The sequence below is a fragment of the Kineococcus gynurae genome (genome assembly GCF_042433995.1).
Classification (GTDB): domain Bacteria; phylum Actinomycetota; class Actinomycetes; order Actinomycetales; family Kineococcaceae; genus Kineococcus; species Kineococcus gynurae.
In genome coordinates this window covers 25,187-40,356 of the sequence record NZ_JBHLUI010000002.1, presented here as the reverse complement: position 1 = coordinate 40,356, position 15,170 = coordinate 25,187, and the positions used below count along the sequence as shown (strand labels likewise).

At 74.6% G+C, this 15,170-nt stretch carries 13 protein-coding genes; 4 read left to right on the top strand and 9 right to left on the bottom strand.

Annotated elements, in window-relative coordinates:
- The first annotated feature begins 38 nt into the window (after positions 1-38).
- The gene (locus tag ACFFKU_RS00745; protein WP_380134508.1) at positions 39-674 is read left to right on the top strand and encodes a hypothetical protein; all 636 of its coding nucleotides are present in this window, start codon (positions 39-41) and stop codon (positions 672-674) included.
- 79 nt (positions 675-753) lie between these two features.
- Here the strand turns inward: ACFFKU_RS00745 and ACFFKU_RS00740 are convergent, their stop codons facing one another.
- The 3 genes from ACFFKU_RS00740 to ACFFKU_RS00730 are packed head-to-tail and all read right to left on the bottom strand — an operon-like array spanning position 754 to position 3,908.
- A complete protein-coding gene (locus tag ACFFKU_RS00740) occupies positions 754-1,497 on the bottom strand; it encodes an SDR family oxidoreductase (RefSeq protein ID WP_380134506.1) in 744 nt (247 codons plus the stop codon).
- 48 nt (positions 1,498-1,545) lie between these two features.
- A complete protein-coding gene (locus tag ACFFKU_RS00735; protein WP_380134504.1) occupies positions 1,546-2,451 on the bottom strand; it encodes a DNA-3-methyladenine glycosylase family protein in 906 nt (301 codons plus the stop codon).
- Positions 2,448-3,908 carry a DNA polymerase IV gene (locus ACFFKU_RS00730; protein ID WP_380134502.1) on the bottom strand — a complete coding sequence of 487 codons (1,461 nt, stop codon included), beginning with the start codon at positions 3,906-3,908 and terminating at the stop codon, positions 2,448-2,450. Before ACFFKU_RS00730 ends, ACFFKU_RS00735 begins: the two co-directional genes overlap by 4 nt.
- Before the next feature lie 40 nt (positions 3,909-3,948).
- Here ACFFKU_RS00730 and ACFFKU_RS00725 point away from each other — a divergent pair, with 40 nt between their 5' ends.
- Entirely contained in the window at positions 3,949-4,704 is a 756-nt protein-coding gene (locus tag ACFFKU_RS00725) for a sulfite exporter TauE/SafE family protein (RefSeq protein ID WP_380134501.1), read from the top strand.
- A gap of 82 nt (positions 4,705-4,786) precedes the next feature.
- Positions 4,787-5,461, top strand: coding sequence for a response regulator transcription factor (locus tag ACFFKU_RS00720; RefSeq protein ID WP_380134500.1), 675 nt, complete (start codon positions 4,787-4,789; stop codon positions 5,459-5,461).
- Here the strand turns inward: ACFFKU_RS00720 and ACFFKU_RS00715 are convergent.
- The 4 genes from ACFFKU_RS00715 to ACFFKU_RS00700 all read right to left on the bottom strand — a co-directional run bounded on the left by ACFFKU_RS00715 (position 5,437) and on the right by ACFFKU_RS00700 (position 11,379).
- A complete protein-coding gene (locus ACFFKU_RS00715) occupies positions 5,437-6,888 on the bottom strand; it encodes a sensor histidine kinase (RefSeq protein ID WP_380134497.1) in 1,452 nt (483 codons plus the stop codon). The two genes, ACFFKU_RS00720 and ACFFKU_RS00715, sit on opposite strands and share 25 nt — an antisense overlap.
- A gap of 75 nt (positions 6,889-6,963) precedes the next feature.
- Entirely contained in the window at positions 6,964-7,479 is a 516-nt protein-coding gene (locus ACFFKU_RS00710) for a GNAT family N-acetyltransferase (RefSeq protein WP_380134495.1), read from the bottom strand.
- Positions 7,480-7,559: 80 nt separating this feature from the next.
- Positions 7,560-8,528, bottom strand: a complete 969-nt coding sequence (locus ACFFKU_RS00705) for an NAD-dependent epimerase/dehydratase family protein (protein WP_380134492.1) — start codon at positions 8,526-8,528, stop codon at positions 7,560-7,562.
- A 115-nt stretch (positions 8,529-8,643) separates the two neighbouring features.
- Positions 8,644-11,379: a replicative DNA helicase gene (locus ACFFKU_RS00700; RefSeq protein ID WP_380134490.1), complete on the bottom strand. Its 2,736-nt coding sequence runs from the start codon at positions 11,377-11,379 to the stop codon at positions 8,644-8,646.
- Between the two features lie 286 nt (positions 11,380-11,665).
- Between ACFFKU_RS00700 and ACFFKU_RS00695 the strand changes: the two genes are divergently transcribed.
- The gene (locus ACFFKU_RS00695; protein ID WP_380134777.1) at positions 11,666-13,027 is read left to right on the top strand and encodes an MATE family efflux transporter; all 1,362 of its coding nucleotides are present in this window, start codon (positions 11,666-11,668) and stop codon (positions 13,025-13,027) included.
- A gap of 2 nt (positions 13,028-13,029) precedes the next feature.
- Here the strand turns inward: ACFFKU_RS00695 and ACFFKU_RS00690 are convergent, their stop codons facing one another.
- Entirely contained in the window at positions 13,030-13,818 is a 789-nt protein-coding gene (locus ACFFKU_RS00690; RefSeq protein WP_380134488.1) for a carbon-nitrogen hydrolase family protein, read from the bottom strand.
- 36 nt (positions 13,819-13,854) lie between these two features.
- Positions 13,855-15,165 carry a glycoside hydrolase family protein gene (locus tag ACFFKU_RS00685; RefSeq protein WP_380134485.1) on the bottom strand — a complete coding sequence of 437 codons (1,311 nt, stop codon included), beginning with the start codon at positions 15,163-15,165 and terminating at the stop codon, positions 13,855-13,857.
- Positions 15,166-15,170 lie beyond the last annotated feature (5 nt).

The following is a 15,170-nucleotide window of genomic DNA, read 5'->3' as shown; positions in this document are numbered from 1 at the left end:
CGCTCCCCCGGTCCGACGGAAGGGATCCCGTGATGAGGATGAGCAGGAAGACGATCGGCGTCGGGGTGGCGGGGATCGTCGCCGCCTCGGCGCTGGGGGCGGCCGTCATCGCCCCCGCCAGCGCCGACGCCGAGGCGGGGACGGCCTCGACGAGCCGGGTGGAGCGACTGAAGGACGCCCTGGCCGGGCTCGTGGGCGACGGCACGCTCACCCAGGCGCAGGCCGACACCGTGGCGGACACCCTCGCCTCGAGCGACGCGCTGCGCGGGGGGCCGGGGGGTGGGCACGGCGGTCGACTCCTCGACCTGGAGGTCGCCGCGACCACCCTGAACCTCACCGAGGACGAGTTGCGCACGGCCCTGCAAGCCGACGGGGCGACGCTGGCCACCGTGGCCGCGGCCCAGGACGTCCCCCAGCAGACGCTGGTCGACGCGCTGGTCGACGCGGCCACCACGCGCCTGGACCAGGCGGTCACCGACGGGCGGCTCACCCGGGCCGAGGCCGACGAGCGGATCGCCGACCTGCCCACGCGCGTCGGGGAGGCGGTGACGTCACCGTTGCGGGGCGGTCGCGGGGACCACGGACCCGGTCGTGGGGGGCGGGGCCCCGGTGACGACCCGTCCGACGGCAGCACCGCGGGCCCGACCGCCGCGCCGACCACCGGGGCGGCCTGACCGTCCCGCCCCCGGGAATTCCTCGATCACGGAGGGCGGGGGCGGGGGCGGGGTCGGGGCGGGGCCGGCCGCCGGGGGGTCAGCGACCGCCGCTGACGTCCAGGGTCGTGCCGGTCACGTAGGAGGCCGCCGGGGAGAGCAGCCAGACGATGGCCTCGGCGACCTCGGTCGGGTCGCCGCCGCGGCCCATCGGCACGGACTTCTGCAACCGCTCGACCCGCCCCGGCTCCCCGGAGTCGGCGTGGATGTCGGTCCGGATCAGGCCGGGCCGGACCCCGACGACACGGATGCCGTCGGCGGCGACCTCCTTGGCGAGCCCGACGGTCAACGCGTCCACCGCCGCCTTGGACGCGGCGTAGTCGATGTACTCCCCCGGGCTGCCGAGCTGGGCGGCCCGGGAGGAGACGTTGACGACGACCCCGCCCGGGCCCATGCGCCGGACCGCCTCCTGCGCGCAGAGGAAGGCCCCGACCACGTTGGTCTCCAGGACCCGGCGGATGCGCTCGGCGTCGTAGTCGAGGAACGGGCGGATCGGACCGGCGAACCCGGCGTTGTTGACCAGGCCGACGACCGGCCCGAGGTCCTGCGCGGCGGCGAACAACCGACGGACCTCGACCTCCTGGGTCACGTCGGCCTGCACGGCGACCGCGGGTGTCCCGAGCTCGGCGGCGGCCTCCACGACCGCGGCGGCGGCCTCACGGTGGGTGCGGTAGCTGAAGCAGACCGGGATCCCCCGCACGGCCAGCGCCTGCACGACGGCCGCCCCGATGCCCCGGCTCCCCCCGGTGACGACGACGGTTCCGGGAGGGGTGGGTTCGACCATGGGGACGACCCTATGCAGTCGGGCGCTCACCCGCTGGTCGCCCCACGCTCAGGCGAAGACGGCCGCCGTCCAGAGGTGCAGCAACCCGTACCCGCGCCACGGGCTCCACCCGGCCACCCGCGCGGTGGCCGCCTTCACGTCCAGACCGCCGAGGGCGCGGCGCGCCACCAGGTCGGAGGGCAGGAACACGTCGGTCCGGCCCAGCACCCGCAGGCTGACGTAGTCGGCCGTCCACGGGCCCACCCCGGGCAGGGCGAGCAACGCCCGGTACGCCTCCTCGGTGCTCCCGCTCTCCCGGGCCGCGTCGAGGTCGAGACCGTCGGCGAGCAGCGTGGCCAGTGCGTGCAGCGTGCGGCCGCGAGCGCCGGTGACCCCGGTCGTCGCGCGCAGCGCGTCCGGGCCGGCCGCGGCCAGGGCGGCAGCGGTCGGGAAGGCCGTGAGCCCGGCCCCGGCGGGCACCCCGTAGGCGGCGACCAGCCGGCCCCCGAACGTGCGGGCCGCACCGAGCGACACCTGCTGACCGAGGACGGTCATCACCGTGGTCTCGACCGGGTCGGGGGTGCGGGGGATGCGCAACCCCGGCCGGGCCCGCACCGCGTCGGCGAGCAGGGGGTCGGCGCCCAGGGCGGCCACGGCCGCCCGGGGGTCGGCGTCGAGGTCCAGCCAGCGCCGGACGCGCGCCTCGACGTCGCCGCGGCTCCCGGACCCGGCGATCCGGCGCACGGTCACCGCCTCGGGCCGCAGGGTGACGCCGACGACGGTCGGGCCGGCCGCGGTGGGCAGCACCCGGACGAGCTCCGGGCGGTCCGGGCCCCCGGGGGCCTCGGGGGTGGCGGGCTCCACCCGCTCGGCCCCGGGCAGGGCGTGCGCGGCCAGGAACCGGTGCAGCGGGTCCACCGCCAGGGGCGGGACGCCCTCGGCCAGGCCGGTGGTGAGGGTCCAGGGTCGGGTCACGCGGACGGCTCCGGGGCGGGGTCGGGGACGGCGGGCTCGAGGACGGGGGGCTCGAAGACGGGGGGCGGGGCGGCCGCGAGGTCGGGGTCGTCGGCGCGGAAGGTGAGGATGCGCCCCGGCGGGGTGTGCGGACCTTCGAAGCGGACCGTCACGCGCCCCACCCCCGACCCCTGGACCCAGCCCGACCCGTGCTCGGGATGGGTCACGTCCTGCCCGGGGGACCAGTCGCGCTCGGCCGGGGCCGCGGGACCGTAGGGGGCGGGCGAGGTCAGCGGGTGGATCCCCCCCGCCGCGACCCCGTCGACGGGATCCGCCCCCGCCTCGCCCCCCTCCGTGTGGTCCTCGGTGTCGGAGTCGGCCAGCAGGTCGGCCAGCAGGTCGATCTGGGCGAACTCGGTCAGACCGGACACCCCGACCCCGAGCAGCCGGACCCCGTCGGCGACGTCGACGGCCGCGAGCAGTTCCCGGGCGTGCTCGGCGATCTCGCCGGCCGAACCGGTGGAGTGGGCCAGGGTGCGGGACCGGTTCAGGGTCGAGAAGTCGTAGCGCCGCACCTTGATCGTCACGGTCCGCCCCGACAGGCCCGAGGTCGTCAACCGGGCGGCGACCCGCTCGGCCATCCTCCGGACCCGTTCGTCGAGGTCGCGCCGGTCGGTCAGGTCGACCGCGAAGGTCTCCTCCGCCGAGACCGACTTGGCCTCGCGCTCGGCGACCACCGGTCGCGGGTCGAACCCGCGGGCGAAGGCGGCCAACCCGGTGCCGTGGGCCTTGCCGAACATCCGCACCAGTTCGTCCTCTTCGACCGCGGCCAGGTCGCCGATGGTCCTGATCCCGCTGCGCCGCAACCGCTCCCCCGTGACGTGACCGACCCCGGGGAGCCGCGAGACCTCCAGCGGGCGCAGGAGGTCGGCCTCGTCCTCGGGGGCGACGACGACCAGGGCGTCGGGTTTGCGCAGGTCGGAGGCGATCTTGGCGGTGAGCTTGCTGCGCCCCACCCCCACCGACACCGTCAACCCCGTGCGGGCCCGGACCCGGGTACGGAACTCCTTCGCGATCTCGACGGCGTCCTCGGTGGTCAGCCCCTCGTGGGCGAGGGCGAGATCCACGTAGGCCTCGTCGAGCGACATCGGTTCCACCGCCGGGGACAGCTCCCGGGCGATCGCCATCACCTGCTCGGACACGATCCGGTAGGCGCCGAACCGCCCGGCCAGGTAGGCCGCGTTGGGGCACAACCGCCGCGCCTGACCGGTCGGCATGGCCGAGCCGATGCCGAACCGTCGCGCCTCGTAGGAGGCGGTGGCGACCACCCCCCGCAACCCCGTGCCGCCGACCACCACGGGTCGGCCGCGCAACGACGGTTTGTCCCGTTGCTCGACGGCGGCGAAGAACGCGTCCAGGTCGAGGTGCAGCACCCCCGCGACCCGGGGATCGGGTCGACGCGGGAGCGGAGGGGGCACGGGTCCAGTCTGGCGCGCCCGCACGTCGTAGCCTCCGGAGGTGGATGTGACCCTCGTCGGTTTCCTGGTGCTCGTCGTCGCCGCCGTCGTCATCGGCTTCGCCAAGACCGCGATCGGGGGCGCGGCGGCGGTCGCGGTGGCGCTGTTCGCCGCGGTGCTGCCGGCCAAGGAATCCACCGGCACGATCCTGCCCCTGCTGATCTTCGGCGACCTGTTCGCGGTGTGGGCCTACCGTCGCCACGCCGAGTGGAAACTGCTGCTGCGGTTGTTCCCCTCGGTCGCGGTGGGGGTGCTGGTCGGCGCCCTGTTCGTGGACCTCGTCGACGACGTGGTCATGCGCCGCACGATCGGCGCGGTCCTCATCGCCCTGGTCGGGCTGCACGTCTGGCGCCAGTACCGGCAGCGCCGGCTCGGGACCGCCCCGCCCCCCGCGAGCGCCACCCGTCGGGTCCTCGTGGCCGCGACGTTCGGGTTCCTCGCCGGTTTCACGACCATGGTCGCCAACGCCGGGGGCGCGGCCATGTCGATCTACCTGTTCACGATGGGGTTGTCGGTGCTGGGGTTCCTGGGCACCGGCGCCTGGTTCTTCTTCCTGGTCAACCTGTTCAAGCTGCCGTTCAGCATCGGGCTGGGGTTGGTCAGCCTGGACTCCCTGCGGCTGGACCTGATGCTCGTGCCCGCCGTGGTCGTGGGGGCGCTGATCGGGCGCAAGGTGATCAAGCGGATCGACGCCCGCCGTTTCGAGCAGCTCGTCCTCGGCGCGACGGTGGTCTCCAGCGTCTACCTGCTGCGCTGATCCGGTCGTCCTTTCGCCGTCGACGGGTCGCCGGCCCCGGACGTAGGGCAGGCTGGTCGGAGGACCGACGAGGGGTGGGGACGTGAAGGTTCTGCTGGTGGAGGACGAGGTCGGCCTGGCCGACACGATCCGGCGCGGACTGGCGGCCGAAGGGTTCACGGTGGACGTGGCCCACGACGGCCGGCGGGGTTTCCTGCTGGCCCGCGAGAACTCCTACGACGTCCTCGTGCTCGACCTCATGCTCCCCTCCCGCAACGGGTACGAGATCACCCGGGACCTCCGCTCGGTCGACGTCTGGACGCCGGTGCTGATCCTCACGGCCAAGGACGGGGAGTACGACGAGACCGACGCCTTCGAGCTCGGGGCCGACGACTACCTGACCAAACCGTTCTCGTTCCGGGTCCTGGTGGCCCGGCTGCACGCCCTCGTGCGGCGCGGCGCCCCGGCCCGTCCGGTCGTTCTGACCGCCGGTGACCTGACCCTCGACCCGGCCGCGCACCGGGTCCGGCGCGGGGACACCGAGATCGTGCTCACGGCCCGGGAGTTCGCGCTGCTGCACTTCCTGCTCCGGCACCGCGGCGAGGTGGTCTCGAAGACGCAGATCCTCGAGGCGGTCTGGGACGCGCACGTCCAGGGGGACCCCAACGTCGTCGAGGTCTACGTCGGGTACCTGCGCAAGAAGATCGACAACCCGTTCGACCGCAAGGCGATCGAGACCGTCCGCGGCGTGGGCTACCGGCTGGCCGAGACCGGCTGAGGCGCCTCGGCCATCGGCAGCCGCACCCGGAACAGGGCCCCGCCGGCGGGGGACTCGTCGGCCTCCACCGTGCCGCCGTGCGCGGTGACCAGCTCGGCGACGATCGCGAGGCCGAGGCCCGTCCCCCCGGAGTCGCGGGTCCGGCTCTCCTGCAACCGGGTGAAGCGTTCGAAGACCCGCTCCCGTTCGTCGACGGGCACGCCCGGCCCGTCGTCGCCGACCTCCACCACCGCGACCGGGCCCTCGGCGCGGCAGGCCAGGGTGACCCGTCGCGCGGCGTGCCGGCAGGCGTTGTCGACCAGGTTGCGCAGCACCCGCGACAGCTGCCCCTCGTCGCCCCGCACCCGCAGCGGGACGGCGTCGACGGCGACGGTGAGCCCCCCCGCCCCCCGCGGCTGGAGGGAGGCGACCCGGGCGGCCTCCATCCCCAGCAGGTCGTCGAGGTCGACGTCGGTGGCGGTGACGACCAGGCGGTCCTCGTCGACGCGGGCCAGCAGGAGCAGGTCCTGCACGAGGGACTCCAGGCGGGACGACTCGCCCAGCACGAGCCGGGAGAACTCCTCCGGGGTGTGCGAGCCGGGGTGGGCCAGCGAGATCTCCGCGCCGGCCTTGAGGGTCGCCACCGGCGAGCGCATCTCGTGGCTGGCGTCGGCGACGAACCGCTGCTGCGCGCGTTGGGCGGTCTCCAGCCGGGCGAGCATCGCGTTCATCGTGGCGGCCAGGCGCGCGACCGCGTCGCGTCCGGGTGGCTGCGGCACCCGCCCGTGCAGGCCGGCCGCGGTGATGCCCTCGACCGTGCTGCGGATCGCCTCGACGGGGCGCAGCGAGCGCCCCACGAACACCCGGGTGGCCAGCGCCACCGCCAGCAGCAGCAGCGGGGTCCCGACGGCCAGCAGCACCACGACGGTGCGGAACGTGGCCTCGGCGTCGGTGGCCGACTGCGCGATCTGCACCGTGAAGTACTGGTCCTCGACGCTCGCGCCGAGGACCGTGACGGTCCAGGGGCTGTCCCCGCGGCCCGGCAGCACGGTCCGGACGCTCTCGTCGACCGCGATCGGCGGGCTGATCTGGACCATCGGGAAGTCGGCGGGGGCCCGCAGGCTGTGGGCGACGATCGTGCCGTCGGCGCGGATGACCTGGATGAGGACGCCCCGGTCGTCATCGGCCCCGATCGTGCGGTCGAGCACCTGCCGGGCGGGGGTGTCCTCGCCCTCGGCCCCCGCGCGCAGGGTGTCGGCGTCCACGACGAGGCGGACGAGGCGGGTCTGGACGCCCCCGGAGTCCTCGACGCCGCCGAAGAGGGAGTGGTGCAGGACGACGAGGGCCAGGACGCCGCCCGTGACGACGAGGAGCCCGAGGACCACGGTCGCGGCGACCGCGGACCGGGCCTCGACCCCGATCCGCCCCCACCACCCGCGGTACGGCACCCGATCAGTCTGCCCCGAGGCGGCCGCGAACCGCTGAGCCCGACCTGAGAAGGGGCACCCCGTCCCCCGACCGGCTCACCCGCTGGGCACGTCCCGGACCAGTTGCCGGTGCGGTCCCTGCGGGGAGCGGCCCGTGGGCCGGAAGCCGAGCCGTCGGTAGGCGGCCTCGGCCCGGGGGTTCTGCTCGTGGACCTCGAGGTAGACCTCCGAGAGCCCTTGCCGACCGACCCAGTCGATCGCGTGGTCGACGAGCCGACCCAGCAGCCCGCTGCCGCGGTGCGCCGGGGCCACGTAGATCCCCACGAGCAGGGCCCGTCGCACCGGAGGGCCGCCCGTGGCCGCCGGACCGAGGGACTCGACGATCGCGGTCACCGACCCGACCCAGGTCCCATCGTCGTCGGCCACGACCTGCGCGACCTCGGGACCGGCCGCGGCCCGCTCGGTCCGGTCGCGCCAGTGCGCGTCCGGTTGCCGGGACGCCCGCTCGTGGGTGTCGAGGAAGGCCACCGGCGCGGCCGGGTCGAGCAGAGCGTCCAGCCGCAAACGCTTCACCAGCTCCCACTCCCCGGGCGCGACGCGGCGGATCTGCATGGGCCGAGGGTGGCACGCGGACGGGCCCTCCGGCAGGGGCCGGATCGCCCGGCCGTCCCCTGCCCGATCGGGACCTCCGGTCAGAAGGCCTGACCGGCGACGTCGACCTCACCGTGCGCGACCAGCCAGGTGAGCGCCTCGTGCAGGGCGTCCAACGACGAGTAGCGCGGCTGGTAGCCGAGGACGGTCCGGGCCCGGTCGATGGCGGCCGCGATGTTGCGCTCGACGTGGTCGAAGGTGATGCCCGCGGCCTCGGCCCCGACCCGGTCGACGAAGGCGTCACGGTCGAGGAGGTCGAGCTCGGCCCGGCGCCCGAACCAGGCGGCCACCCCCTCGGCGAGCCCGCGCTGGGTCATCGCCTGCTCGGCGACGACGTGGAAGCTGGACCCGACCGCCTCCGGCCGGGTGAGGGCGCGTTCGAAGGCCTGGGCGACGTCGTCGGCGTGGACGTGGTTGAGCAGGCCGAGACCCGCGTAGGGCAGCGGGACGGGCTCGCCCGTCGCGAGCTGCCGCCAGGTCTCGGGCGACAGGTTGCCCGCCGGGGTGATGACGGGCCAGCCCGGGCCGGTGATGTGGCCGGGGTGCAGGACGACGCTCGGTACCCCGCCCCGACGCGACTCGGCGTGCAGCAGCGCCTCGATCGCGGCCTTCTTGGGGCCGTACTCGCCGTAGGGGTTGCGCGGTTCGTCCTCGGTGACGGGTACCCGCGCGGTCCGGCCGTGGACCCACACCGTGCCGCAGTGCAGCAGCAGCGGACGGGTGGGGCGCAGGGCCTCCAGCAGGTGCTCGGCCGAGTCCCGGTCGAAGCAGATGAGGTCGACGACGGCGTCCGGTCGCAGGTCGGCGACCCGCGACCCGAAGGTTCCCGCCCGTTCCTCGGCCTCGCGGTCGAGCACCACCCGCTCGACCCGCGGCCACTCCGGCGCCGGCTGGTAGGGCTCCCGGCTTCCCCGGCTGACCGCCACGACGTCGTGCCCGGCGCGCACCAACCGCGGGACGAGGTAGGTCCCGATGTGTCCGGTCGACCCGATGACGACCACCCGACTCATCGCACCCGCCTCACCCGTCGGACCCGGACGTCGTGACGGTCACGACGGCGTTCCGACCGGCCCACCCTGCGCGGTCCGCCCCGGGCCCGCCACCCGGGTCGACGTGCGCGACGGATCAGGTGGCCATGTCCACGAAGCGCGAGTAGTGCCCCTGGAACGCGACGGTGATGGTGTCGGTGGGTCCGTTGCGGTGCTTCGCCACGATGAAGTCGGCCTCTCCCGCGCGCGGGGACTCCTTCTCGTACATGTCCTCCCGGTGCAGCAGGATCACCATGTCGGCGTCCTGCTCGATGGAGTTGTGGACGGCGACCCCGTCGGCGACGAAGTTGTGCCCGCCGAGCACGGTGGCGTCGAAGACCTCCTCGACCCCGTCGGGCTCGATCTCCACGATCTCGTCCCACAGGAGGTCGTTGACGGCCAGGACGTCGAGGGCCGCGTCGTCGAGGAGTTCGGCCACACGCCCCAACCGCTGCCGGGAGGGGGCGCGCTTCCACAGGGTGGACCCGCAGAACGCCGTGCCCATGGCCGCCGCGAACTCCCGGTGCGTCATCCCCTTCTCGACGAGGACCTCACGCACGCGGTCCCACACCTGCACGGGGACCGTGTCCACGTTCGGGTTCGACGTCTTGTCCCGTACGACCGCAAGCAGGGCCTCGGCCCGGCGGCCACGGGCCCCGTGGACGCCGATCTCCTGCAGGAAACGCCGCTGGTCGTCGACGCCCGACACGTCGAGCGTCCACCCGGCGCGGTACTGCGCCTTGGGGGTGGCCTTCCGCACCCGGGCGGAGATCCCGAACCGCAGCAGGAGCCGGGCCAGGTCGTCGACGAGGCGGCGGCTGGTGGAGGCGTAGTAGATGCGCCCCGACGTCCCCGAGGCGTTGACGGTCACCGACCCGTCGGTCGCCCAGATGTGCCGGAGGAACAGCGCGATCTGCCGTTTGGGCAGGCCGGCCACCTCGGCCGGGACGAACTTCTCGTGGCTGCGCAGCCCGAACAGCTCCATCCCGTCCAACCACTCGGCCACCGGGTTCCGGCGCCCCCGGGCCAGTCGGTAGGGGGCGGGCAGGCGCAGCGTCGTGCACCGCGCCGCCGCGAACTCGTCCCGGACGGCCGCGATCCCGAACGCCGTGCGCGCCGCATCGGTCACCGCGTCGAGGTTCTCCTCGTCGACGCTCGCGTAGCGGAGCGGCTGACGGCGGACGAACGACCCGTCCCCGAGCAGGTGGGCGAGCAGCACGACGCGGTCGTCGGCCCAGGTGACGACGTGCTCCGGCCCCGGCACGTGACGGGGGACGCCGATCCGCTGCCCGATCGCGAGGTCGCCGAGCGCGGTCCACCCCTCGTAGGTGAGGAACGGGTGGTTCGCGGTCGCCCGGACGACCTTGCCCGACGTCGTGCGCAGCCGGAGAACAGGCTTGGTCCCGGTGGAGAAGACGTGGGTGAGGTGCCGCCGGACGTAGCGCAGCGAGTCGTCCAGGGACCAGACCGGCACGTCCCTGGCCCCGGCGGCGAAGAGGTCGCCCATGGTCGTCTCGGCGCCCGTGTCGGCCCGCAGCACCCGGGTCGACGCGGTGAGGCAGCCCGACTCGCGGAGGTCGCTCATCTGCGGCTTCTTGTCGGTCCGCTGCTCGGGCCCACGGTTCAGCTGCGACAGCGCGATGACCGGGACCTCGATCTCCTTGGCCAGGAGTTTCAGGGCCCGGGAGAACTCCGAGACCTCCTGCTGCCGGGACTCCACACGCTTGCCCGACGTCATCAGCTGCAGGTAGTCGACGATGACGAGTTTCAGGTCGGCCTTCTGCTTCAGCCGCCGGCACTTCGACCGGATCTCCATCAGCGACATGTTCGGGGAGTCGTCGATGTAGAGGGGGGCCTCGGACACCGACCCCATGGTGCGGGCCAGTTTGGTCCAGTCCTCCTCGCGCATGGTCCCCTTGCGCATGTTCTGCAGGGGGATGCGCGCCTCGGCCGAGAGCAGGCGCATCGAGATCTCGTTGCGCCCCATCTCCAGGGAGAAGATGACGCTGGCGAGACCGTGCTTGATCGATGCCGCCCGGGCGATGTCCAGTCCCAGGGTCGACTTACCCACAGCTGGCCGAGCCGCGATGACGATCATCTGGCCGGGGTGCAGACCGTTGGTCAGCTGGTCGAGGTCGGCGAACCCGGTGGGGACGCCGACCATGCCCTCGCCGCGGTGCGAGGACGCCTCGATCTCGTCGATCGCGGCCTCGATGATGTCGCCGAGGGGCGCGTAGTCCTCCTTCACCCGCTTCTCGGTGACGGCGTAGACCTCGGCCTGGGCGGAGTTGACGATCGCGTCGACGTCGCCGCCGTCGGCGCCGTAGCCCATCTGCACGATGCGGGTGCCGGCCTCGACCAGGCGTCGCAGCACCGCCCGCTCGCGGACGATCCGGGCGTAGAAGCCGGCGTTGGCCGCGGTGGGGACGGTCGAGATCAGGTCGTGCAGGTAGGGGGTGCCGCCGACCCGGGCCAGCTCGTTGCGGTTGGTCAGCTCGGCCGACACGGTGACCGGGTCGGCCGGTTCGCCGCGGCCGTAGAGGTCGAGGATCGCCTCGTAGATCAGCTCGTGCGCGGGCCGGTAGAAGTCGACCCCCTTGAGGACCTCGACCACGTCGGCGATGGCGTCCTTGGACAGCATCATCCCGCCGAGGACACCCTGTTCCGCGGCGATGTCCTGGGGGGGCATCCGCTCGTAGGGCTCGGCCCCGACCTCGGGGCCACGGTCGTTGCGGCGGCCCCGCCCCTGACCCCCGTCACCGGACCGCGGGCGCTGCCCGTCGTCGCCGAAGTCCCCGGCCCACTGGCTCGGCAGGTCCTGGTCCGTGGTCACGAGGCCTCCTCCGCTGCGGCCGCCCCGGCGGCAGCGAAGACTGTCTAGCGGGGAGGTCCGACAGACCCTCGCCCCTGCGACCCCCGGGGGTCAAACCAGCCTGTGCACAGGCTGGGGGACAACCTGTGGACGCAGCGGGGGTAGTTGTGCACAGGGGGTGGACAACACTGGGGACAAGAACGTCCGACCCCGACCGGGGTGCCCTGGCCGTCGCTCTGACCTGCGACGATGCGCGTCCGCGGCATCCACCGCGTGTGGAGACGAAGTTTTTCGGGATGTCGTGGTGATGGAGGCGAGATTGCGGTCCGGTAACGGTTGGTCCCGGCGGCTCAAGCCGACCCCGCGCGACGCCGACATCCTCAGGCTGGCCGGGCCCGCGCTCGGGGCGCTCGTCGCCGAACCCCTCTTCCTGCTGGCCGACTCCGTCATCGTGGGGCGGCTCGGGGTCCTGCCGCTGGCCGGTCTGGGGCTCGCCGGTGCGGTGCTCACCACGGCGGTGGGTCTGATGGTCTTCCTGGCCTACGGCACCACCGCGACCGTGGCCCGGCGGATCGGTGCGGGCGACCTGCGCGGAGCGTTGGAGCAGGGTGTGGACGGCATCTGGCTGGCCCTGGGCGCCGGGGTCGTCCTGGCCCTCCTCGCGTGGCCGACCGCCCCCGCCCTGGTCGGCGCGCTGGGGGCGTCGGCCGAGGTGCTCCCCTACGCGGTGACCTACCTGCACTGGAGCCTGCCGGGACTGCCCGGGATGCTCGTGGTGCTGGCCGCCACCGGGGTCCTGCGCGGGCTGCAGGACACCCGCACGCCGTTGGTGGTCGCGGCCACCGGGGCCGGGGTCAACGTGCTGCTGAACCTCGCTCTGGTCTACGGGGCCGGGTGGGGCATCGCCGGGTCCGCCGCCGGGACCGCCCTGACCCAGCTCCTCATGGCCGCGGCCCTGGTCACGGTGGTGGCGCGCGGGGTACGGCGGACCGGCGCCCGCGTGACCCCGCACCCGCTCGGTGTCCTGCGCGGGGCACGGGACGGGGCGCCGCTGTTCGTCCGCACGCTGACCCTGCGGGTCGCCCTGCTGGTGACCACGGTCGTCGCGACCCGGCAGGGGGACGCGGGGATCGCCGCCCACCAGGTCGCGATGACGGTGTGGACCACCACCGCCCTGGCCCTGGACGCGCTGGCCATCGCGGCGCAGGCCCTGGTCGGGCGGGCCCTCGGGGCCGCCGACGTCGGCGACGTCCGGGCCACCGTCCGACGGATGGTCCAGTGGGGGGTGGCGACCGGCGCCGTCCTCGGGGTGCTGATCGCGCTGACGGCGGTACCCCTGACCGGGCTGTTCAGCACCGATCCCGCGGTGCGCTCGTTCCTGGCCGCGGCCCTCTGGGTGCTGGCCGCCTCGCTGCCGCTGGCCGGCTGGGTCTTCGTCCTCGACGGGGTGCTGATCGGGGCCGGCGACGGTCGCTACCTGGCCCGGGCCGGACTGCTCACCCTGCTCGCCTACCTCCCCGCGGCCGGGGCGGTCGGACTCCTCGTCGAGCCGGGGCGGGCCGGGCTGGTCTGGTTGTGGATCGCGTTCGCCGGCCTGTTCATGGCCGCCCGCCTGGCCACCCTGGTCCGACGGGAACGGTCGGGTCGCTGGATGGTCCTGGGGGTGTGACCTCAGACGCGGCGGTTGGCCAGGACCGGCAGCCCCTCACGGGCCGCGGCGACGACCGCCCGGTCGAGGTCGAGCACCAACCGCCCCGGGGAGGCCCCCAGCTCGCCGAGCACCTCCCCGAGCGGCCCCACCCCCCGGGAGAACCCCACGCCGGTCGGCGCACCCCCCGTGTCCCTGCCGAGGGTCGCGGGATCGGCCTGCCCGCAGGCCAGCACGTAGCAGGTGCTGTCCAGGGCCCGGGCGGACGTCAGCAGCTGCCACTGCTCGACCTTGCGGGGACCGCTCCCCCAGCTCGCGGCGACCAGGACGACCTCGGCCCCCCGCTCGGCCAGCGCCGAGAAGAGACCGGGGAAGCGGACGTCGTAGCAGGTGGCGAGCCCGACGCCGACCCCGTCGACGTCGACGACGACCGGGTCACGCCCCTCCTGGACCGTCCGCGACTCCTGGAACCCGAACGCGTCGAAGAGGTGGATCTTGTCGTAGTGCGCCTCCACCCCCGCGCCCACCGCGAGCAGGGTGTTGCGCACCCGCCCCCCGTCGCCCGGGGTGAACATGCCCAGCACCACGGTCAGCCCGGCCTCGTCCGCGAGCGCCCGGACGGCGCTCGCCCAGGGGCCGTCGAGCGGTTGGGCGACGGGGCCGAGCGGCACGCCGAAGCGGCACATCGTGGCCTCGGGGAGCAGCAGCAGCCGGGCCCCGGCCGCGCGGGCCGCCTCGATCTCGGCGGCGACGAGCTCCAGGTTGGCGGCGAGGTCGTCGGTGCTGGAGATCTGGGCCAGGGCGATGCGCACGGGCACTCCTCGGACGGGGGTCGGGGACGGGTCGGTTCAGCGATTCTCGCGGGCCGCGAGGGTCAGCAGCACGGTGGAAGCGGTCCAGCCCAGCGGGGCCGGACCCGCCGGGAGACCGTCGGGCCGCACCTTCTCGGGCAGGCTGCCCCAGTCGACCCGGGTGGCGTCGAGCCAGTCCAGCCAGTGCTCGGCGACGTCGGGACGGCCGCAGGGGCCGGCGGTCAGCGCGACCTGGGCGACCTCGGGGGTCCAGGAGATGCCGTCCTGCTTCCAGCCGACGCCGGGGGCCAACCCACCGGCGGGGCGGGCCGCGTCGCGCTGGTAGGCGTGCCAGGCGTCGAGGACCGCGGGACGGACGTGGTCCGCGAAGGGCGGGAGCAGCCAGCAGACGGCCGCGTCGGGCCCCCCGCGGTCGCTGTAGCGCTGGTAGCCCGCGGGCCCGAAGGCGTCGTGCAGCCGGTCCTCGAGGTGGTCGGCGAGCCCGGCGACGTTGTCGGCGCGACGGTCCCAGCCGGTGGCGAGGAGCAGGCGGCGGGCCGAGCGCAGGCCGAGGAGCAGCGCCGCGGCGGTCCCCAGGGTGAGCCGGGCCTCGCGCCGCTCCCAGTAGTCGGAGGAGGGGGTGGGCAACCCGCCGCCGGTCCGGAGGTCGCGGGCGATGAAGGCGACGGCCCGGTTGACCATCGGCATCCAGGGCCGCAGCTCTTCCTCCGAGGTCGCGGCGATGCGGGGGGCACCGGGGGCGTCGAGCTGGTCGCGGGCCGGCTCCGGCGGGGTGTCGAGCAGGTGCGCTGTGGCCCACAGTGCCCATCCGGCGCCGTCGGACTGGGCGTGACGACGGTCCGGGGCGCCCCCGGTGAGCAGGTCGCGGGGCAGGAACCCGCCGTTCGGCAGCTGCACGAAGCGCATGAAGTCGAGGATCTGCAGCGCCTCGGAGCGATGACGGGCGGCGAGCATGGCCCCCACCGCGAAGGCGTTGTCCCGCGACCAGGAGAACCCCCAGCCGACGGCCGGGCCCGCGGAGACGGAGCCGTTGCCGTGCATGAGCTGCTTGACGTCGAGCAGGGCGCGGACGGCCATCGCCTCCCAGCGGGTGCCGGCCCCGGGGACGCGACCACGGGCGAGCCACTGCTGCGGGGTCAGGCTCTGCCCTCCGACGACGGCACCGTCGCGCCCGAAGCTGTCGTCGACGACCCCGGTCACCCACCCGGGGCCGGTGAGCAGCTCGGGCAGCCGACCGACGCGCTGCGGGGAGATCCCGGCCGAGCAGCCGGGCAGGGCCAGCGCCGCCACCCCCAACCCGGCGCCGAGGAGCGCCCGTCGGGTGGGGCGGGCGGGGGCGGGGTGCACCCGGT